This is a genomic window from Stenotrophomonas sp. Sm10 (assembly GCF_030985515.1).
GTDB lineage: Bacteria > Pseudomonadota > Gammaproteobacteria > Xanthomonadales > Xanthomonadaceae > Stenotrophomonas > Stenotrophomonas hibiscicola.
On record NZ_JAPTFO010000036.1, the window covers coordinates 15,023 to 34,990 of the forward strand.

Consider the following 19,968-nt stretch of genomic DNA (forward strand, 5'->3'; position numbering starts at 1 on the left):
TCACTTCTCCCCTGCAGGCGGGTCACGGTCAAACAAGGAGAAGTAATGACGCGGCGCGCCGCGCACGCTTGCAACAGCGCCATGGCGCCCATCCGTCGTCGCGACGGCGGGCCGGACGCGCAGCTGTGTGCAGCCGTCCGGGGGCGTGGCGGAGGCCGGTGCAGCAACGCAGGGCACCGCGCCGGCGGCGATCACTTCGGCGGTGGCGAGCGGACGATCATCGCCCCCCAGCAGCTCGACGGCCCTGCCCACCGGGAACACTGCGGCACGCGGGGCCGGGAGCACCAGGCCCACATCACCGTTACCCAGCTCCACCGGTACGTGGGTCAGCTCCACACGCGGTCGGAATGTCACCAGCGACGCGGCAACAGACAGCAGCGCTGTGGCTAGCAAGGGAATCAGGTACACCAGGCGCACCGATACAGGCCGTGCAAGCCGCACTTCACCCAGATGGCGGTGCAGGCGATGGGCCTCGGCCTCCGGCCGGAAGAACGGACGGTCATCAAGGGGAGAAGGTCGGGACATGGTCGTGCCGGTTCATGCGGGACCCGGCTGAGGCCGAGGCGGGTGGGCGCTGGTGGTGCAGGGAATCAAGGCGCGCGCGTAGCGGGGAGAACAGCGCCAGGCCCAGCTCGCTGAGCTCGTCCGGCGGTTGCAGTGGCTCGACCAGCTTGTCCATGTAGGCGGCAACGGCGGTCCAGCGCACGCGTATCTCCTCGGTCCTGCCCAGCGCGGCCAGCCTGTCGAACACGATCAGCGCATTGCCGAATGCGTGGTAGCCCAGAAGGATCCTGTCCAAGGGCCGCTCGCACTGCTTCAGCGGCGAGAAGTGCGGCTTGGCACCCGGCACCACGGTGGATCCCAGCCAAGCGCACATGTGGAAGTACTGGTGCGTACATTCGTGCACCAGCATTTCCACGGTCTCGGTGACGCTTGCCGGTACCGACACATCAATCCCGCCCATGCGCAGCGACGAGGAGTTGCTGGCAAGCATGCGCGGGGCGGGCCGCCGAATCGGGGTCACTTCCTTCAGCAGGCAGGTCACCCATGCGTGGTACTCCGGGCAGACCGAGCGCAGCAGCTCCAGCGCATCCTGGAGCTGGTGGGTCGCATCAGCGATCGACGCGTCCTGGCAGTCCATGCCGATCCAGTCAGAGCGGTGCCAATCACTGCCAACGCACCGGATGGGAGATTCACCGTGCAGATTGATTACGCCCTGCACACCAATCCTGGCGTCGATCCACACGGTGCAACGCTCGCACGCGGTCACCGCCACGAAGGTGGCGAGCGTGGAGACACCGGACTGGATCCGCAGCAGGTCGCCGTGCCCCTCGATCAGCACTTCGCCCAGAAAGGTGCGTCCTGCCACAAGCAAAGGGAATTCAAGCGTCACGCGCAGCGCAATGCGGTCCAGGATGCCGGTCAGGAATGCTGCTGTGGCGATCTGCGCCACCTGCCACTCTTCGTGCGGCGCAAGGCGGGCGTACCCAGCGCGGGCCGATTCGCCGGCCTGGATCCAGCTGACCTCCGGCGTCCAGTAACCGCGGTGAGGGGGTGTGGCCGCAAGGCCAGCCAGCACTTCGTCCAACAGTGCGGCGTGCTGCAGCTGCGTCAGGCGATCGCGGGTGCGGCTGACGAATGCGTGGAACTGCAGGGTGCACAGCTCGGCAGCAAGGCTGCGGAAATCGCCCACCGCAGGGTGCGAAAGATAGCGGAAGACATCCATGGGACAGTCCTAGGCCATCACCTGGGCGCCGACGGTCGGGTTCATGAACTGCGATGCCTTCATGGTGGGCGGTGCGGCGAGAATCCCTGCCACCTTTTCCAATCCGTCGCGGCTGACCACGATCTTGGCCAGCGTGGAGTGGATCGAGTCCAAGGTCTCGCAGAAGACCGAGTGTGAAGAAAAGCCCTGGCCGCTCTTGTAGCGATTGAACAGGTCACCGGAGCGACAGGTCCGGAACCATTCGCAATCGGTGCACTTCTGTGGTGACGAATCCACGTCCTCCACCAGGGACCGCCACATCGGGCTGGCGAAGAACTCGCTCAGGCTGGTGTTCTCGATGGTGACGTCAGATCTGCAGAACGCCTCGTCCAGCGCCATGATGTTGTCGTCCGGCCCCAGGTAGCCCTCGGCGGAAATGGTGATGACGTTGTGCCGGTTGGCGCGGCGGAAGTCCAGCCGCTGCGCGTTCTGCTCGGACATCATGGCGTTCATGATCTCGGAGATCATGTAGACGCGGATCGGCTTGGTCTGCGCCGAGTTCATCCAGTAGTCGATGATCTCGCTGAAATATCGCGTCCACTGCGCCTGCGGCGCGAGCGTTGCATCGTCGTGTCCCTGCCGCGGCAACAGGAGATTGAGACCCGATACGCCCAGCTCTTCGGAGAAGTGCCTCAGCACCTCACGCCCATCCAGATCCGCGTTGGCTACGCACAGCACACCGGTCGGCGGAATGCGCCCCTGCGCGCTGGCGGCCTGCAGCAGGCGCAGCCCGCGCACAGTAGTGTCATAGCTGCCCCGACCGCGACGATCGGGTCGCGATGCATCGTGGACATCCTTCGGGCCGTCGATGCTGACACCCACCATCACCTGGTGCTTTGCGAACAGATCGACCCACTCATCGTCGATGAGCGTGCCGTTGGTCTGCATTCCAAGATGCAGTTCGGCGACACCATCGAGTGCTTCGCGCAGGACGGTACACAGGCGGTCGAAACGTGCCTTCGGCAGCAGCGTCGGTTCACCACCGTGCAGCCCCAGGTATATATGCTTGATGTCCAGCTCCTGTGCGCCCTTCTTGAGGAAGGCAGCAAGCACGTGGACAGTTTTCTCAGGAATCAATGGGCGACTGATTTCTGAGAGCTTGTTTTCCTGGAAGAAGTAATAGCAGTAGGGACATGCAAGATTGCAGCGCTCGGCCAGCTTGAGAACGACGTCGATCTGATTACCGAATGAGTTACTCATGGGCAAAGACTTCCCTGTCCCGCAGGTGGCTGCGAGTTGCATTGGAATGCGATCAAAGGTGCCGGCCACAGGCCGGCACCACGTCTCAAGGCTGGAAAATTACTCCAGCACTTCCGGGTTGGCCGACAGGTGGCCCGATGCATGGGCCGAGCCATGGGCCGCGCTCACCAGTTCCAGGTGAGCATCGACCAGGTCACTCATGCCGTCCAGATCAGACACAGCCTGCGGGCTGCTTTCAATCTTGGACTTGAGACGATCAGACAGACTACGGAGCTTCAGATCCATTCAAGACTCCCTTCTTTGTACAAGTGAAGTTGAACTACTTGGATTCGCACTGCACATGAACGACGCATAATCAGATGCGTCAAAGTTGTTTTCACACAACGTGTTGGTGAAGTCAACCAATAGCTTTGCTCACTGCAGGAACCATTCTCTGCAGGACGTGCGTTGCGCACTCACTTGCCACGCGTTGCGACTGCTGGACTGACCTGCGATGCGCGACGAGCGGGACCGAGCACCGCCAGCTGCCCGAGAATCCACAACAGCAGCGCGCCCGCAGGCAGGAAATACCAGGGCATGCGCGACAGCTCGTAGGCCTTCATCAGTACCAGATTGAAGGCGTAGGCCAGGAGCATTCCCAGCGTTATGCCTGCGGAGGTGATGAGGAAATTCTCGGTCTGGAAATACGCAAGAATATCGACCCTACGCGCGCCAAGCGCGCGACGGATACCGATCTGGCGCGTGCGCTGCTGCACCCAGAAGCTGGCCAGGCCCACTATGCCCAGTGCCGTGACAATCAGCAGCGCCGTCACCACCACCGACAGCATGACGGCCATTGCGCGATCCTGGCGGAAGTAATCACTGCGCATCTCGCTAAGCGTGTCGCTGTTGAAGATGATGATGTTCGGATCCTCCGCCCTGAGCGCTGCGACACCCGCCTGCAGCACCCCGCCCCTAAGGGCCGGCGACACGCGCGCCACGATGTGCATGCCTGCCGTGTATTTGCGCACCGGGAGGATCATTGTGTAGGTCCCATCGGCGAATCCATTCGGCCGGATCAACTCCTCTACAACCCCGACCACCCGTGTCGGTGAGGTGCCCCAGCTGAAGATGGACTGGCCTATCGCGCTGCGGCCCGGGAAGAGCTGCTCGGCCATGCTGCGGTTGATGATGACCGCTGGCACGCCCTGGTCGCCGCCGGCGTCCTCCAAGGCGCTCATGTCGCGATACTCATCGGCATTGAAGTTGCGCCCGGCAATCAGCCGCGTGCCCAGCACCTGCAGTAGTCCGCCTTCGTCAAGGTAAACGCTGGCAGTCAGGCTCTCATCCTGCTGATCGGCGCTGAGGCGAACGGTGCTGGTGCTGCTGGAACTGCTGAAAGGTACCTGGGAGGCCAGCGCAGCAGCATTGACGCCCGGTACCGCGCGCAGCGTGGCCAGGTACTGGAGTGCCAAGCTGCGGTCCTGGCTCTCCCCGCCACCTTCCAGCTGCCGGGGGTTGGCTGCCTGGATGCGGATCAGCTCGGTCTCGGCCACGCCGCTGTCGATCTGCAGGCGCTGCAGGCGCTCGTTGATCAGGAACAGCAGATTGCAGATGATCGCGCAGCTCAGCGCGATCTCCAGCACGATCAATGACACGGCAATCTTGTGCCGGCGCATGGCTGAAACGATGGGTGCTACGTCCATGGTCCACTCCCGGGAACTGAATCTCGCCGGCGTGGCCATGGCAACGGCCACGCTGGCGTTGTGACGAACGGGGCCTTATTCGGCCTTGAGTTGGGATGCCGGCTCGACCTGCATTGCGCGCCATGCGGGCAGCGCCCCCGCCAGAAGGCTGCTTGCCAGAGCGATCGCCAGGGATACCAGCAGCATGGCCATATCCAGATGTGCCAGCGCGGCGTAGCTGACCGGCTGCTGGCGCACGGCCCACAACCCCAGCCATGCCAGCAGCAGACCCAGGGCGCCACCGGCAGCACCGATCACGGCCGCCTCGACCAAACACTGGGCGAACACATCGATCCGGCTGGCGCCAAGCGCCCGGCGCAGGCTGATTTCCGAAGTGCGCCGCAGGAACTTCGCCAGCAGCAACGCGACCGTGTTCAACACGCACACCGCGAGGAAGCCAAACGCCAGCCAGACCTGCATGCGCACATCGCTTGGAACCACCTGCTTGAACTGCAGGTAGTCGCTTACGCTGCGCAGACGTACATTCACCGGGCGCGCGTAGCGACCTGTTTCATGCTGCACTGCTGCATAGTTTTCCAGGTAGCGCATGTAGTCTGATGCATCGGCCACACCTGGGAGCTCGACCCAGTACTGCAGCCACGCGCAGGGCGCGTTGAGGTCGTACATGTCGCTGTTGCTGCCCCAGCAGGTGCTGCTGCCCTGGAACTTCATGGCCAGATCGCGGGATGTGGTGAACGGCAGGAACAGCCCTTCCACCGCGCGGAACTTGCCTGTGTTGAGGTCGTAGAACTTGGGCACCGGGCGCCATGCGGACAGCACGCCAATCACGTGCAGTTCGCCGCCGGCGACGCGGATGGTCCGGCCGGTGCTGTCGGCACCGCCGAACAGCGCGGCGTTGAGCTCCTCGCTGATGACGGCCACACGGGCATGGGACGCGTCTTCGGCCGCCGTCCAGGTGCGCCCGTAACGCAGCGGCACCTGGAACATGGGGAAGAAGTCGGCGGTAGTGAAGCGCACATCGGTCTGCTGCGGTGCACGCCCGTCCACACCGGCATCGACCCTGGCGCCGCCGCCGGACATCATCGCCTGTCGCGCGCCCTTGGCCTGCGACAGCAGTGTCTCTGCGTCCAGGCGGGTCACCTGTTCGTCGGGTTCGCGGCCCGGCTGATAGCCCTGCAGGCTCGCCGCATCCAGCTGGACGCGGAACACCCGGTCGCTCTTTCCGGGCAGTGGATCGCCAGACAGGACGTGCAGCACGGTAAGCGTGGTTGTCGAGGCGGCAATGCCCAGGCCGATCGCAAGGATCATCAGGGCCGTCAGTACCTTGTTTCTTCTCAGGCTATGCAGTGCAAGGCCTATGTAGTAACCCACCATCCACCACCATCCTTAGCCGTTGACCGACAGTTCGCAGAATTCCTGTTCAAGGTGCAGGGGCCGCAGCAGATCGGTCACCTGGCCATCGATGATGTGGACATTGCGGCGTGCGCGGGACGCCAGCTCCAGATCATGGGTCACCATCACGATGGTGGTGCCAGCGGCGTTGATCTGCTCCAGCAACGCCATTACGCCCTGGGCCATTTCCGTGTCCAGGTTGCCGGTCGGCTCATCGGCCAGCAGCAGGCGTGGACTACCGGCCAGCGCGCGCGCGATGGCCACACGCTGCTGCTGACCACCGGAAAGCTGGGTCGGGAAGTGCTTCATGCGCGAACCCAGGCCGACCTGGGTCAATGCCTGCTCGATGCGTTGGCGACGCTCGCCTGCGGGCATGCGCCGATACCTGAGTGGCACATCCACATTGTCGAAGAGGTTCAGATCCGGGATGAGGTTGAACCCCTGGAAAATGAAACCGATCTTGCGATTGCGCAATTGGCTGCGGGCGATGTCGCCCAGCCGGGAGACATCCTCGCCATCGAGCCGGTATGTGCCTGAGGTGAAATCCTCGAGCAGCCCGGCAATATTGAGAAATGTACTCTTGCCAGAGCCCGATGGGCCCGTCACAGCAACGAACTCACCCTCGGCAACCTTCAGATCCATCGATCGAAGCGCGCTGGTCTGCACTTCGCCGGTACGGAAAACCTTTGAAACTCCTGTCATTTCGAGCATTCGGCGTCCTTTCGTCCAACGTCGCGAAACGTGCAGCAAGCGGGCCTGAAGTTAGCACCAGCAGTCAGTCGATGTTCACCTACTTTGCAACACGGAGCAAGGTCTTGTGATGCGCCCGACACGCCTGCACCTCCTGCCTGAACCCATACGTCGCGAACGCCCCCTTTCGATCGTTCGCGGAAATGCCAGCTTCATGGACGTTCTATACAGACGGAAGCGGGACCGTCCTCCTTCATCTAGGAATCTACATACAGATCTTCCGGGGTACCTGATCGATCGACGGCCTGGTAGAGGCGGGAATATCCCTAGCCACATCTCCGGCAATACCCGATGGCGACCCACAGATCACCTGCCGCACCATCAAGCGACCTTCCGCAGGAAACCACACATGAGCCTGGCGCTGGTCCACAGCCGCGCCCGCGCCGGGGTCGATGCCCCGCTGGTGCGGGTGGAAGTGCATCTCTCTGGCGGCCTGCCTGTCACCCAGATCGTGGGCTTGGCCGAGACCAGCGTCCGCGAATCACGCGAGCGCGTGCGTGCCGCCCTGCTCTGCGCGCGCTTCGACTTTCCGCAGCGACGCATCACTCTGAATCTCGCGCCCGCCGACCTGCCCAAGGAAGGTGGACGTTACGACCTGGCCATCGCCCTGGGCATTCTTGCCGCGAGTGGTCAAGTCGATCCGCAGTCACTGCTGCAGTACGAATTCCTGGGCGAGCTTGGCCTGACCGGTGAGCTGCGGCCAGTGGCGGGTGCACTGCCCGCCGCAATTGCCGCCGCCGAGGCTGGGCGCATTCTGGTGGTGCCTCCGGGGAATGCCGCAGAGGCTGCGTTGGCCGAGCACGCCGATGTGCGTGTAGCGCGTACGTTGCTGGAATGCTGCGCCGGGCTGGGCAATCCGCGCCTGTTGCCACCCGTGGAGCGCGTGGACTCGACACCGTTGCCACTGCCCGATCTGGCCGACGTGCGCGGGCAGGCGCATGCACGGCGCGCGTTGGAAGTGGCCGCAGCAGGTGGTCACCATCTGTTGTTGATCGGTAGCCCTGGCTGCGGCAAGACGCTGTTGGCCTCGCGCCTGCCCAGCCTGTTGCCGGATACCGAAGAGACTGAGGCGCTGCAGCTTGCCGCGATTGCGTCGGTGAGTGGCGAAGGGCTGGACCCAAGACGTTGGCGGCAGCGGCCCTTTAGAGCGCCCCATCACAGCGCGAGCGCGGCGGCGCTGGTGGGTGGGGGCAACCCGCCCTGCCCCGGTGAAATATCACTGGCCCACCATGGAGTCCTCTTCCTTGATGAGCTCCCAGAATGGAACCGCAGCGCGCTGGAAACCCTGCGCGAGCCACTGGAATCCGGCCACATCCGCATCGCCCGCGCGGCACGCAGCGTGCAGTATCCGGCGCGCTTTCAACTGGTGGCGGCGATGAATCCCTGCCCCTGTGGCTGGGCCGGCGACCGCAGCAACCGCTGCCTGTGCAGCGACGAACGCATCAACCGCTACCGTGCGCGCGTGTCCGGTCCGTTGCTGGACCGCATCGATCTGCATATCAGCGTGGCGCGTATGGACGCGGTGGAGCTGCGGGAGAGCACGCCGCTGGGGGAGCCCAGTGCTGCGGTACGTGCACGGGTGGAAGCCGCCCATGCCCGGCAGCAGGCACGTGGCGGGCTCAATGCACATCTGCCGCCGGCGGCGCTGCGGGCGTGCACGAAGCTGAGCGAGGCCGATCAGGATCTACTTGAGCAGGCGATTGAACGTCTGCAGCTTTCCGCACGGGCGATGCATCGAATCCTGCGGGTGGCGCGCACGATTGCCGATCTGGCTGGATGTGAGGACATCCAGACTGCGCATCTGGCTGAAGCGATCGGGTATCGACAGCTGGACCGAGGGAAGCCCTAGAAGCACCGTTCCAAGTGACTGTGGGTAGAGTCGACTGCTAGTCGACTCGCGCGCGCAGCACGGTCTCTTGGTGGGCCGACGCGAAGAGCAGTCGCTAACAGTCGACTCTACCAAGAGCGGGTCACGGCAGCGGGCAACCAAAGCGGGTCATGGCTGCCCGGCAACGCCAAGGTCGTCCCCGTGCATCAGGCGGCGGAATCCACCCGCCCTCGCTTCGCCAGCAACGCCACCCGACGGCTGACCAGCGCGTGCAGCTCCGCCAGCTCCGACGCCCGGTCAGCCGTCATGTTCCCGCCAAACAGCACCCGCGACAACGCCGCCTCGTCGCTGTCGTCCGGGTGCTGCCACCGGTCCCGGTACACCTTCTGGCACACCAGCCAGGCCAGCCGCAGCCCCCCAGCGGGCAACGGACGGACCACGCGCTCGTAGACGTGCCAGAACTGGTATTCGGCCTGCAGGTCGATCACAGGCGTCACAGACAGCGCCTGCCGGGGCCGTCCCGGGCTCCGGATGTCGAACAACGGTGATCGCGGGTTGTACTGAGCCATACCGACAGGATGACCTAGCAACATTGTGGGAACCTTGCGTCGCCGCCAGAAAATCCCTGTTGATTGCGCAAGGCGAGCTTCCGGGCGGGTTTGGGGGGGGCAGAGCCCTTTGCCGTGCAAAGGGATCTGACCCCTCCCTCATCGCCTCAGAACGCCATCGAGGTACTGAACATCACCTGCCGTGGCGCGCTGCGCTGCAGGGTCTGGTAATCCCCAGAGAACGACGAGCCGGCGATGGTGGCGGTGCCGATGTTGTGGCGGTTGAACAGGTTGCTCACGTCCAGCCGCAGTTCCAGCCCTGGCACTACGCTGTCCGCACCAAACCGATACGCGGCATAGGTGTTGACCTGCCAGAAGGTCGGTACGCGGATGTCGTTCTCGTAGGTGAAAGGCTGGCGCAGGTACGAGGTGCTGGTTGCACCAAAGCGCCAGTCACCGAAGTGCGCGGACAGGTCGCTGACCAGCGAGATCTGCGGGTAGCCCGGCTGGGCATTGCCCTTGATCGGGTACACCGTGTCGCCCACCACGAAATCGCTGTCGTAGTACGAACGGGCTACGGCCACGCCCTGATAGAACTGCAGGTGGTCGGTCAGGTCGGCGGTGATGCCGAGGTCGGCACCGATCACATGCATCTTCGGCATCAGCCGAACCGTGTTGATCTGCGCGAACTGGGTACCGATGGCGGCCGACAGCAGGCGGTTGCGGATGTCGTTGTAGAACACGTCGCCCGTGATCGTCAGCCGATCGAAGCGATGCGACGCGCCTACGGTGAGGTTCCAGTTCTTCTCCGGGCGCAGCGTGCCGGCCACGCGGTCGAACTCTTCCTGGTCGGTGATGGTCCATGCCGAGGCGGTGTAGCCGATGTTGCCGCGCTGGGCCACGCGGTAGCCGTTCATGGTGTTGGCCAGGTCGATGAAGGCGTCGGTGGATTCGGTCGGGCTCCAGAACAGCGAGACGTGCGGCAGGAAGTTGCTCTTCGCGCGCAGCGTGCCGTTCACCGGCCGGTCCTTGGCATCACCCAGGCCGCCACCGCGGGTGCGGAAGTCCACGGCCTTGAAGCCGACACCCAGCTTCAGCGTGTCGTTCAGCACGATGTCGTCCTGCAGGTAGAACTGGCGCGAGCGGGTCACCCAGCTCGATGCGTTGTCGGTCTTGAACGCGGGGCCGTACACGTCGAACGGGCCGGTGGCCTTCAGCGGCGGGCCCTCGCCCAGCAGTGGCTGCTGGTACCACTCGGTCTTGGCCGCGGCCTTGCTCTTCTCCTGCCAGAAACCGGCAGTGAAGGTGTGCGCGCCGGTCTCGAACTGCAGGTTGACCATGCCGCCCAGACGGTTGAGGCGCGGCGTCTGTACCTGTTCGGAGAACGGTGCGCCGTTGGGCGACGGTACGGTCGGGTCGGTCAGCGTGGCCTGGGTGTGGCTGTTGGCGTTGTACAGCTGCACGTTGCCACTCAGCGCCGGGGTGATCTGGAAGCGATGGTTGATCGATGACACGCGGTCGCGGGTGGTCTGGCCGGTGTCGTACGGAATCAGTTCGGACAGCTCACCGCAGGTGTAGGCGCCGCAGGATTTGTCCGCGTTTTCCGGCGAGGCCACGTACCACGCCCACGCATAATCGGGATAGAAGATGTCGGCCTTCCAGCCCAGCTTGCGGATCATGTCGAAGGAGATGTTGTTGTAGCCCCAGACCTTGGCCTTGCTGTCGGACAGGAACACGGTGACATCGCCCCAGGCGACGTCCTGCTGCAGCTTCAGGTCGCCGCGCAGGAAGTTCTGCGTGCCCTCGCCCTGGTACTTGTCGGCGGACACGCGCTGCAGGTCGACCAGCACTTTCGGGCCATGCTCACCGAGCTGGCCGCTCTGCCCGGACACGGTGGTGACCAGCGTGTTGTTGCTGCCCACGCCCTGCTTCACGCGCAGGCTGGGCGTGTCCTGCAGCTCGCGCAGGCGGTATTCCAGGCTGCCGCCGTTGACGCTGCTGGAGAACACGCTGACCGGTGCGCCACCAGGGCTGACCGTGATCGCGCCGATACCATCGGGCACGCCCACGTTCACCACGCTAGTGCCGGTGAGCGAGAGGAAGCCGTTGTCGTTCAGCGGCACGCCCTCGAAGGTGATGCCCATTTCGTTCATGCGGAAGCCGCGCACGAACAGGCTGGTGGCCGAGATATCCAGGCCCAGCCCATCGGTGGCGGTGTAGCTGGCACCGGGCACCTGCTTGAGCGTGGCCAGGCCGTTGTTGCCGGTGACCATCGCGTCGAGGTCTTCGGCCTTGATGATGTAGCGGTTGGGACCGACCACCTGGGTCGGTGCCACGGCGGCGCCACGCGGCGTGGCGATGACCTGCAGGGCATTGAGCGTGGTGGGCGTGTCGTGCGCGGCATCGTGCGTTTCTGCGGCGTACGCAGGGGCTGTGATGGCCGCGATGATCGCCAAGGCAAGGCGTGTCGTGGGTGGGGTGTTCATGGCAGCAGATCCAGGGTGCAGGGGGAAAGCGGCGCAGGCGCACACCCAGCGCGTTGCAGCGCCGGTGTCGGCGCCCTGGCTGGCGATGCGGTCGCGTTGGGGGTGACGGCGCAGTGCGCGCCGGTCAGTGGCAGAGGAAGACGATCATCTGCCGTGGGATTCGGTGGGGTGATTTCGACGTGCGGAATTCTTGCATCGCACTGCCGCATCCGCCATTGCACCGTGGTACAGCGCCAATGGCGGTGGGGATGGGTGGGTTATACGTGGGTATAGCCCCGGCGTGGTGGGGGCCGACCCCGGTCGGCGCTCGTGTGCCAAGCAAGGTTGGCACCCACCGGGGCGGATGAGGTTGGCACCTACCAGAGCATAGGGACGCGCGGTTACTGCAGGACGAAACGCTCAATGGCGCGCGCCACGCCTTCGTCAGCATTGCTGCTGGTCTCAAACCGCGCCACCGCCTTCACAGCATCAATGGCATTGCCCATCGCCACGCTGGTACCGGCGTACTGCAGCATGGTCAGGTCGTTTTCCTGGTCGCCGATGGCCATCACGTTGGCGCGGTCGATGCCCAGGTGCTCGGCCAGCTTCTGCAGGCTCGGGCCTTTGCCGGCGCGGTGGTCGAACACTTCCAGGAAGAACGGCGCGCTCTTCAGTACCGCGAAGCGCTCGGTCAGTTCGCTCGGCAGGCGCGCGATGGCGGCATCCAGCACGTCGGGCGCGTCGATCATCATCAGCTTGATGAAGGACATCGATGGATCCATGTCCTCCACGCGGCGGTACGACAGCGGCATCCGCGAGAGATGCGAGTCGGCCACGGTGTAGTAGCTGATGTCCTGGTTGGGCGTGTACATGCGCTGGCTGTCCAGCGCCTGGAAGTGCACGCCCAGGTCGCGGGCCACCTGCTCGCAGAACAGGAAGTCGTCGAAGCTGAGCGGATATTCGACCACGGTTTCGCGCGTGCCGATGCGCTGCACCAGGCCGCCATTGCAGGCGATGCAGTAGTCGTCGTTGCCGGTGATGCCCAGCTCGTGCAGGTACGGCGCCAGGCCCGGAACCGGGCGGCCACTGGTCAGCACGATGTGCACGCCCAGCGCCCGCGCCTGCGCGATGGCCTTCCTGGCGCGGGAGGTGAGCTGGTGCGACGGGTCCAGCAGCGTGCCATCCATGTCGATGGCGACCAGTTCGATGGTCGATTGCCTGCGGCCCATGTCCATTGCGTTCAACTCGTGCGGGGCACGCCAGTTTACCCCCCTCATGCCCGGTTCACCTCTTTGCCCACGTTGGCCGGGATACTGGGGGAGCCTGTGCGTCCCCCACCGCAGGACGGCCCGTTGACCGCCCTTCCCTGGAGAACCTTGCGACGCATGACCTACCGTGCCCCCGAAACCAATGACAGCGCGCCCCTGGCCCAGCAGATCGAGCAGATGATCGACGAGCTGCCCGGCGACCAGGTGCGCGTCGGCACCCTGCTCAGCGCGCTGGGCGATGAGGGCCTGCTGCTGATCGTGATCCTGCTCTCGGCCATCTTCATCATTCCGGTGTCGATTCCCGGGCTGAGCACCGTGTTCGGCGCCTCGATCCTGCTCATCGGCCTGAGCCGGGTGCGCAACCGCCCGCTGTGGGTGCCGCAGAAGCTGGCGCGCCGCGAGATCGCCACCGACAAGCTGAAGGCCAACCTGGGCCGTGCGCTGAAGTGGGTGCACCGTATGGAGCGGCTGTCGCGGCCGATGCGGCTGGCGGTGATGGTGCGCTCGAAGAAGATGATGCGCCTGAACAACCTGATGCTGGTGTTCGCGACCCTGCTGCTGATGGCGCCGGCCGGGCCGATTCCTTTCAGCAACACGCTGCCGGCACTGGCGCTGATGTCGTTTGCGATTGGCTTCATCCAGCGCGATGGCGCGGCGGTGGCGGCCGGTTATGGTTTCGTAGTGGCCACGGTGGTGTACTTCGGCGTGCTGCTGGGTGGCGTGGGGTTTGCTGCCGAGTCGGTGTTCAGCGGGTTGTGCAGCGGTACTGCGGAACTGTAGAGCCGAGCCCATGCTCGGCTGCTGTTCGCTCGGTGCACGGAAACCCGCGCGCTGCGCGCGTAAGCCGAGCATGGGCTCGGCTCTACAAAGGCCGGATCCACAGCAGTCGAGCGTGGCTCGACGCTACACAGCTATTTGGCCGACACCCGCCACACCACGTCGCCCACGTCGTCGGCGACCAGCAGCGCGCCCTCTGCATCCATGGCCATGCCCACCGGTGCACCCATCAGCGTCTTCTCGTCCTTCGAGGTGAAGCCGCTGACCACGGTCTGCGGCCGCCCGGTCGGCTTGCCATCCTTGAATGGTACGTACACCACTTCGTAGCCGCTCAGCGGTGAACGGTCCCAGCTGCCGTGTTCGCCGATGAAGGCACCGCCGTGGTACTGCGCCGGCAGTGCCTGGCCGGTGTAGAACAGCAACCCCAGCGGCGCCACGTGCGAGCCGATCGCGTAGTCCGGTGTGATCGCCTTGGCCACCAGGTCCGGCCGCTGCGGCTGCACGCGTTCGTCCACGTGCTGGCCGTAGTAGCTGTAGGGCCAGCCGTAGAAGCCATCCTCCTTCACCGAAGTAAGGTAATCCGGCACCAGATCGGCACCGATCTCATCGCGTTCGTTCGCAACAGCCCACAGCTTCCCGGTGCTCGGCTCCCAGTCCAGCCCGGTCGGATTGCGGATGCCCGAGGCGTAGATGCGGCTGCCGCGGGTGGCCACGTCCACTTCCAGCACCACCGCACGGCGGTATTCGACGGCCAGGCCGTTCTCGGTGATGTTGCTGTTGGAGCCCACGCCCACATACAGCTTGCGGCCATCACGGCTGGCCAGCAGTTCCTTGGTCCAGTGGTGGTTGATGGTGCTGGGCAGGTCGGTGAACTCGCGGCCCTTGTCCGACATGCGGGTTTCGCCGGGCACGTAGTGGTACTGCATGATGTTGCCGGTGTTGGCCACGTACAGCGTGTCGCCGATCAGCTGGATGCCGAACGGCGAGTGGAGGCCTTCGATGTAGACGTGCTGGGTCCAGGTGTTCGTTCCCGGCGAGCGGCGCAGCAGGGTGACCCGGTTGCCGCCCTTGCCGGCCTTGCCCGAGCGCGCCTTCACCTTGCCGGCAATCCACTGCTTGGGCGTGGTGACCGGTTCTTCGCCGGGGCCGTTGCCTTCCACCACCAGTATGTCGCCATTGGGCAGGGTCAGCAGGCGCCGCGGATGCTGCAGGTTGGCGGCGATGCGCTCGATCTTCAGGCCCTCGGCCACCGTGGGGGTCTGTCCATCAGCCCAGCCGACGCCCTTGGGCACCTGCATCGGCGGCATCAGGAAGTTGGCCGGCTTGGGCAGCGGCGGCTGCGGGCCCGACTGGTCGGCGGGATGGTATTCAGCCTTGCCGGCGCAGGCCGACAGCATCACGGCCAGCGCCAGGGCGCCCATGGTGGGCAGGATGTGCTTAGCCATGACGACCTCCCTGCAGCACCGGCGGCTGCAGTGACAGCAGGATCAGGCCCAGGGCGATCAGGGCCACGGTCAGCGCCGACAGGATCGTGCCCGGCACCGCAACGGCGTACGCATCGCGGCTGTGCACGAAGGCGTTCCAGATGGCCAGCACCACCGCGACCAGGTTGAGCAAGAAGTCGATGCGGTCGATGCGGGTGGCCGTGCCGTTGCGGCGCCAGACCGCGAACAGGTTGATCAGGCGCGGCACGATGGCGATCAGCAGGCCGAAGGTGATCAGCCAGGCGGCTGCCTTGCCCCACATCACCTCGGCGCTGTTGAGGTAGATCGCGTCGAAGATCAGTGCGCCGACGAAGAAACCGAAGGGTATCGGGTTCAACAGGCTGAACAGTGTGGTGCCGAGGCCGCGATGAGCCTGGGCGAGCGGATTGACCATCATCGTGCTCCGTGCGGAAGGGTGCACGGGCTGTAGTAGCACAGCGCGATGTGAGGACGCGCGATGATGCCCCGGCGGGGCTGCCACACCCTCCGCGCAGGCACCGCGCTAAGTGGATTCGTCCTCGCGCACCTCGTGGAAGGGCAGCATCGTCTCGAAGCCGAATTCGTGTTCCATGCTGGTGCGGACCAGGCCGCCGATGGCGTAGCGGCTGGTGTTGGCATGCACGTCTATGCCACCAGGCCGCCACTCGGTGCGCAGATGCAGCGTCTCTGCGCGTCGCATGACGATCCGTTCCTCCTGCAGCAGCGCGCGACGATGCTTCTTCATCAACAGGCGCAGCGGTTTCACCGTGGTGATGCCGAAGGCTGCCAGCTCGGGCAGCAACTCGCTGATATCGGCATCGTCGCCATAGTCGTGGCTGCGCGTATGCACGGACAGCACCACCTTGCGGATGACGGCAACCGAGAGCGGAGTCTGGTCCGCGCGTGCACGGGCACGCTGGCGTGCCTTCTTCATGTGTGACTTCACCTGCATGCGATTACCCACGTTCCCCGTACCTCGAAGCAAGCACGCGATGATGGCGTGAAGGCATTCGAGTGCCCCGTCATAACTTGACGTACTAAGTGTTTGTGACGCAATTGGCACATTCGCACATTGCGGGTGTGAAGAGGTAGGGGTTTGTTCGTTGTGTCGCGTTTGGCTCGTTGCGATGGGGCAGATCCGCCCCGCCGTCCTGCCATGCCGATTCACAACAGAAGGATTCGTGTATGAAGCGACACACGCAACGCTCCGCGCCACCGCGCTCTGCGCGCCTGGCCCTTGCCACTGCCCTGGTGCTGGGCAGTCTGGCCGTCACCGCCCAGGCCCAACAGGCCGATCCACTGGCGGGGATACAGTGGCACCTGCTCAACACCGGGCAGACGGTCCCGGCTGACACCCTGCCGGTGGCCGGCAACGACCTGAACGTGGATGGCCTGTTCCGCAACGGCATCCGCGGCCAGGGCGTCACCATCGCCATCGTCGATGATGGCCTGCAGATCGCGCACCCGGACCTGGCCGCCAACGTGGCGGCGGTGGCCGGCAAGAACTTCACCAATGGCTCGAACAACCCCACCCCGACCAACCCGGATGTCGACAACCACGGAACCATGGTCGGCGGCATTGCGGGCGCGGTGGGCGCCAACAACCTGGGCGTGCGCGGTGTGGCGCCGGCGGCGACGCTGAAAGGCTTCAACCCGATTTCGCGCTCGGCCCTGGGCAACCAGCAGAGCAACATCGAGTACGCCTGGTGGGACGGCGCGGAGTCGGCCGACGTGCAGGTGTTCAACAACAGCTGGGGTGCCGGCCCGGGCAATCCGAACCTGCCGCTGGCGTACAGCGAAAACACGATTCGTTCGTATGAGCAGGCACTGTCGGGCACGCGCGGTGGCCGTGGCGGCATCTACGTGAAGTCGGCCGGCAACAACTTCAACAATGCCTCGATCAGCCAGACCCAGGATGTCTGCACCACCGACACCAAGAACCGCAACACCGGCTGCGTGCCGGCCGGACGCGATCCGCGCAACAACCTGTTCAACGTCATCACCGTAGGCGCGGTGCGTGCCGATGGCGTGCGCTCGTCCTACTCCTCCACCGGCTCGGCACTGTGGGTCTCGGCCTTTGGCGGTGAGTACGGCCTGCAGGCGCAGTACGCGCCCGGCCTGGTGGCACGCGCCTACGACCCGGCCATCGTCACCACCGACGTGACCGGGTGCGCGCAGGGCAGCAACAAGAACACCAACCGCCAGAACACCCTGGACAGCAACCTGTCGGCCATCGACAGCACCTGCAACTACACCGCCAAGATGAACGGCACCTCGGCGTCGGCGCCGATGGTCTCGGGCGTGGCGGCGCTGGTGCTGGAAGCCAACCCGAACCTGTCCTATCGCGATGTGAAGTACATCCTGGCCACCACCGCCACCCGCAACCACCCGAACCAGCCGGCGGTGACGCTGGCCGACGGCCGCACGCTGGTGCCGGGCTGGACGGTGAATGCTGCCGGCCGTGCCTACAGCAACTGGTATGGCTTCGGCGTGGTCAACGCTGCACGCGCGGTGCAGGTGGCCGAGAACTTCCAGTCGCTCGGTGCGCTGGTCGATAGCGGCTGGCGCAACACCACGCGTACCGTGGCCATCGGCAACACCTCGGCCGCCGCCGCACGCCTGACCTTCCAGCTGGCCAACGGCGCGCGCAACATCGAGAGCGTGCAGCTGGGCTTCCGGGTCAACCACCGCAACACGCGCCAGCTGCAGTTCGTGCTGGTGTCGCCCAGCGGCACCCGCAGCGTGGTGCAGCCGGCGTTCACCGCGATCGGTTCGGGCACGGGTGGCGCGCAGAGCAACTTCACCAGCTGGGACCTGCTGTCCAGCAATGCCTTCCTGGATGAGAACGCCACGGGCACCTGGACGCTGGAAGTGACCGACATGGGGCAGGCCGCGACCGCTGCATCGCGTGGCAACCTCGAATTCTTCAAGATCCGCGTTCTGGGGCACTGATGATGAAGACGACCATTCTGTTGAGCACGCTCACCTTCGCGGTGATGACCTCCCCTGCCTGGGCACAGAGCTCGGGGCAGACCCCTCCGGCCAGGACCCTGTCGACCGTGGATGCGCAGGAACTGAAGGCATCCGCTACCGGCCGCACATTCGACGTGGGCGGCACGCGTTTCCAGCTGTCGCCCTCGGCAACGGTAAAGCAGGCCAGCGGCGGCCAGTTCACGATCACCCCGCAGGCGGCGGCGACCACCAGCGCGCGTACCAAGCGTTCGCTGGATGGCGCCACCGCCGCGCCTGCTGATGCCGGTGCCGGCAAGTTCGCGGCGGCGGTGTCCCGTGACGGCGCGCCGGTGGTGGCGACCTCGCGGGTCAAGGTGTTCTTCACCGATGCAGCCTCGGCCCAGCGCGCAGCCGCCGCCACTGGCGGTACCGTGGTGAAGGTCTCCAAGGCTTCAGGCCAGGCCATCGTGGAATACCCGTCGGTGAACGCGGCGCTGGATGCGACCACCAGGCTGCTGTCGACCGCCGGCATCAAGGCGGCCGAGCCGGACGTGGTGCAGTGGGAAGAAACCAAGTAAGGCGTTGAGTGGTGCCCCCGGCCGGTCGGCTCTCCTGGCCAGCCGGGGATTGATGGATGTGCCGACCAACGGTCAGCACCCACCGGATTCATGCATCGCGTGTCGACCAGGGTCGACACCTACCGGGGCGGCGAGCATGTAGAGCCGAGCCTATGCTCGGCTGCTGTTTGCAGGCTGCGCGGTAAGCACGGAGCCGAGCATCGGCTCGGCTCTACAGCTGTGCCAACCAAGGTTGGCACTCACCAGGAGCAGTGGTCGGCACACACCAGCGTCAGCGGGCGGCGAGTGTATCGCTGTGCTTGAGGTGGCAGCTGGCCAGTGCGTCGTTGCCGGCGGCTGGATGAGCGGGCTCGAGCAGCAGGCGCTGCACGTCGGAGAACAGCTTGTCCACCGGCATGCCATAGGGCGCGAACAGGCGCAGTCGACCCTGGCGGTCGAACACGTAGCCGCCGGCAATGTGGCTCATCGTGTAGGTATCCGGTACCTGACCGGGTTCCTTTTCGTAGAACGCCTTGAAGTCGCTGGCCATCGCCGCCAGCTGCGCTTCGTTGCCGACCAGCGCGATTGCCTTGGGGTCGAACGCTTCCACGTAGGTCCGCGCAACTTCCGGGGTGTCGCGGGCCGGGTCGACGCTGACGAACACCACCTGCAGCTGGTCGGCATCCTTGCCCATCAGGTGCTTGACCTGGCTCAGCTCGACCATGGTGGTCGGGCACACATCCGGGCAGCTGGTGAAACCGAAGAACAGATAGGTCACCTGCCCCTGCAGGTCCTTCGGGCCACGCACGGTGCCGTGGCTGTCGGGCATCGACCACTGCTGGCCGAGCTCTTCGCAGGCGATGTCCTTGGAGTAGAAGTCCATGCGCGACTGCGCACTGCAACCGGCCAGCAGGCCGAGCAGCAGGCCTGCGGCCAGCCGCAGGCCACGTTGGGGGAACGCGATGCCTTTCACGGTTCGCAGGCTCAGTTGATCATCATGTGGTAGTGCATGCTCCAGATGATCCATACCGACAGCGCGACGATGATGAACAGGATCACCAGGGTGAACACGAAGCTGGCCAGGTTCCAGCCACCTTCGGACTTGCGGTCCATGTGCAGGAAATAGACCAGCTGTACCAGGATCTGCGCCACCGCGAAGCCGACCAGCAGGAACAGCGTGAGCGGCCGCGACAGCACCGGGTTCATCACCAGTGCGAACGGCACCACGGTCAGCAGCGCGCACAGCACGAAGCCGATCAGGTAGGACTTGGTGGAGCCGTGCGCATTGCCTGCGCGCGAGGTTTCGACGTGGGCCATG

19 protein-coding genes are annotated in these 19,968 nt (G+C 65.0%); 4 read left to right on the forward strand and 15 right to left on the reverse strand.

Annotation, left to right across the window (positions count from 1 at the left end):
* The 7 genes from O0J15_RS11830 to O0J15_RS11860 all read right to left on the reverse strand — a co-directional run bounded on the left by O0J15_RS11830 (position 1) and on the right by O0J15_RS11860 (position 6,753).
* Positions 1 to 525: a hypothetical protein gene (locus tag O0J15_RS11830; RefSeq protein ID WP_155030250.1), complete on the reverse strand. Its 525-nt coding sequence runs from the start codon at positions 523 to 525 to the stop codon at positions 1 to 3.
* Positions 503 to 1,726 carry an HEXXH motif-containing putative peptide modification protein gene (locus tag O0J15_RS11835; protein ID WP_155030251.1) on the reverse strand — a complete coding sequence of 408 codons (1,224 nt, stop codon included), beginning with the start codon at positions 1,724 to 1,726 and terminating at the stop codon, positions 503 to 505. The genes O0J15_RS11830 and O0J15_RS11835 overlap by 23 nt, the downstream gene beginning before the upstream one ends.
* 9 nt (positions 1,727 to 1,735) lie before the next feature.
* Complete coding sequence (locus O0J15_RS11840; protein WP_155030252.1) at positions 1,736 to 3,034, reverse strand: radical SAM protein; 1,299 nt, start codon at positions 3,032 to 3,034, stop codon at positions 1,736 to 1,738.
* 30 nt (positions 3,035 to 3,064) lie between these two features.
* Entirely contained in the window at positions 3,065 to 3,250 is a 186-nt protein-coding gene (locus O0J15_RS11845) for a hypothetical protein (protein WP_155030253.1), read from the reverse strand.
* Between the two features lie 170 nt (positions 3,251 to 3,420).
* Positions 3,421 to 4,650: an ABC transporter permease gene (locus O0J15_RS11850; RefSeq protein WP_155030254.1), complete on the reverse strand. Its 1,230-nt coding sequence runs from the start codon at positions 4,648 to 4,650 to the stop codon at positions 3,421 to 3,423.
* Positions 4,651 to 4,725: 75 nt separating this feature from the next.
* Positions 4,726 to 6,024 (reverse strand): ABC transporter permease, encoded by a 1,299-nt coding sequence (locus O0J15_RS11855; RefSeq protein WP_155030255.1) that lies wholly within the window; start codon positions 6,022 to 6,024, stop codon positions 4,726 to 4,728.
* A gap of 12 nt (positions 6,025 to 6,036) precedes the next feature.
* The gene (locus O0J15_RS11860; RefSeq protein WP_155030256.1) at positions 6,037 to 6,753 is read right to left on the reverse strand and encodes an ABC transporter ATP-binding protein; all 717 of its coding nucleotides are present in this window, start codon (positions 6,751 to 6,753) and stop codon (positions 6,037 to 6,039) included.
* 388 nt (positions 6,754 to 7,141) lie between these two features.
* On the opposite strand from O0J15_RS11860, the gene O0J15_RS11865 reads away from it, so the two are divergent.
* A complete protein-coding gene (locus O0J15_RS11865) occupies positions 7,142 to 8,641 on the forward strand; it encodes a YifB family Mg chelatase-like AAA ATPase (protein WP_308305697.1) in 1,500 nt (499 codons plus the stop codon).
* Between the two features lie 185 nt (positions 8,642 to 8,826).
* Here O0J15_RS11865 and O0J15_RS11870 read toward each other — a convergent pair whose 3' ends face one another.
* From O0J15_RS11870 to yidA, 3 genes are all read right to left on the reverse strand, one after another.
* Positions 8,827 to 9,213, reverse strand: a complete 387-nt coding sequence (locus O0J15_RS11870; RefSeq protein ID WP_134735151.1) for a hypothetical protein — start codon at positions 9,211 to 9,213, stop codon at positions 8,827 to 8,829.
* Positions 9,214 to 9,335: 122 nt separating this feature from the next.
* Positions 9,336 to 11,654: a TonB-dependent receptor gene (locus O0J15_RS11875; protein ID WP_134731011.1), complete on the reverse strand. Its 2,319-nt coding sequence runs from the start codon at positions 11,652 to 11,654 to the stop codon at positions 9,336 to 9,338.
* A gap of 380 nt (positions 11,655 to 12,034) precedes the next feature.
* Positions 12,035 to 12,868, reverse strand: a complete 834-nt coding sequence (gene yidA, locus O0J15_RS11880) for a sugar-phosphatase (protein WP_134731073.1) — start codon at positions 12,866 to 12,868, stop codon at positions 12,035 to 12,037.
* A 150-nt stretch (positions 12,869 to 13,018) separates the two neighbouring features.
* On the opposite strand from yidA, the gene O0J15_RS11885 reads away from it, so the two are divergent.
* Complete coding sequence (locus O0J15_RS11885; protein ID WP_134731009.1) at positions 13,019 to 13,681, forward strand: exopolysaccharide biosynthesis protein; 663 nt, start codon at positions 13,019 to 13,021, stop codon at positions 13,679 to 13,681.
* 131 nt (positions 13,682 to 13,812) lie between these two features.
* On the opposite strand, the gene O0J15_RS11890 is transcribed toward O0J15_RS11885, so the two are convergent.
* The 3 genes from O0J15_RS11890 to O0J15_RS11900 form a co-directional block, all read right to left on the reverse strand.
* Positions 13,813 to 15,123, reverse strand: coding sequence for a sorbosone dehydrogenase family protein (locus O0J15_RS11890; protein ID WP_134731007.1), 1,311 nt, complete (start codon positions 15,121 to 15,123; stop codon positions 13,813 to 13,815).
* Positions 15,116 to 15,556, reverse strand: coding sequence for a DUF2231 domain-containing protein (locus O0J15_RS11895; protein ID WP_021201954.1), 441 nt, complete (start codon positions 15,554 to 15,556; stop codon positions 15,116 to 15,118). Before O0J15_RS11895 ends, O0J15_RS11890 begins: the two co-directional genes overlap by 8 nt.
* Positions 15,557 to 15,664: 108 nt before the next feature.
* Positions 15,665 to 16,075, reverse strand: coding sequence for a hypothetical protein (locus O0J15_RS11900; protein ID WP_242015502.1), 411 nt, complete (start codon positions 16,073 to 16,075; stop codon positions 15,665 to 15,667).
* Positions 16,076 to 16,326: 251 nt separating this feature from the next.
* Here O0J15_RS11900 and O0J15_RS11905 point away from each other — a divergent pair, with 251 nt between their 5' ends.
* Together O0J15_RS11905 and O0J15_RS11910 are read left to right on the forward strand one after the other, a co-directional pair.
* Entirely contained in the window at positions 16,327 to 18,093 is a 1,767-nt protein-coding gene (locus O0J15_RS11905; protein WP_049441989.1) for a S8 family serine peptidase, read from the forward strand.
* On the forward strand, positions 18,093 to 18,671 hold the full coding sequence (locus tag O0J15_RS11910) for a DNA breaking-rejoining protein (RefSeq protein ID WP_134731005.1): 579 nt from the start codon (positions 18,093 to 18,095) through the stop codon (positions 18,669 to 18,671). The genes O0J15_RS11905 and O0J15_RS11910 overlap by 1 nt, the downstream gene beginning before the upstream one ends.
* A 271-nt stretch (positions 18,672 to 18,942) precedes the next feature.
* On the opposite strand, the gene O0J15_RS11915 is transcribed toward O0J15_RS11910, so the two are convergent.
* Positions 18,943 to 19,623: an SCO family protein gene (locus tag O0J15_RS11915; protein WP_308305698.1), complete on the reverse strand. Its 681-nt coding sequence runs from the start codon at positions 19,621 to 19,623 to the stop codon at positions 18,943 to 18,945.
* Between the two features lie 11 nt (positions 19,624 to 19,634).
* Entirely contained in the window at positions 19,635 to 19,967 is a 333-nt protein-coding gene (gene cyoD, locus O0J15_RS11920) for a cytochrome o ubiquinol oxidase subunit IV (RefSeq protein ID WP_005411473.1), read from the reverse strand.
* Position 19,968: the final 1 nt, after the last annotated feature.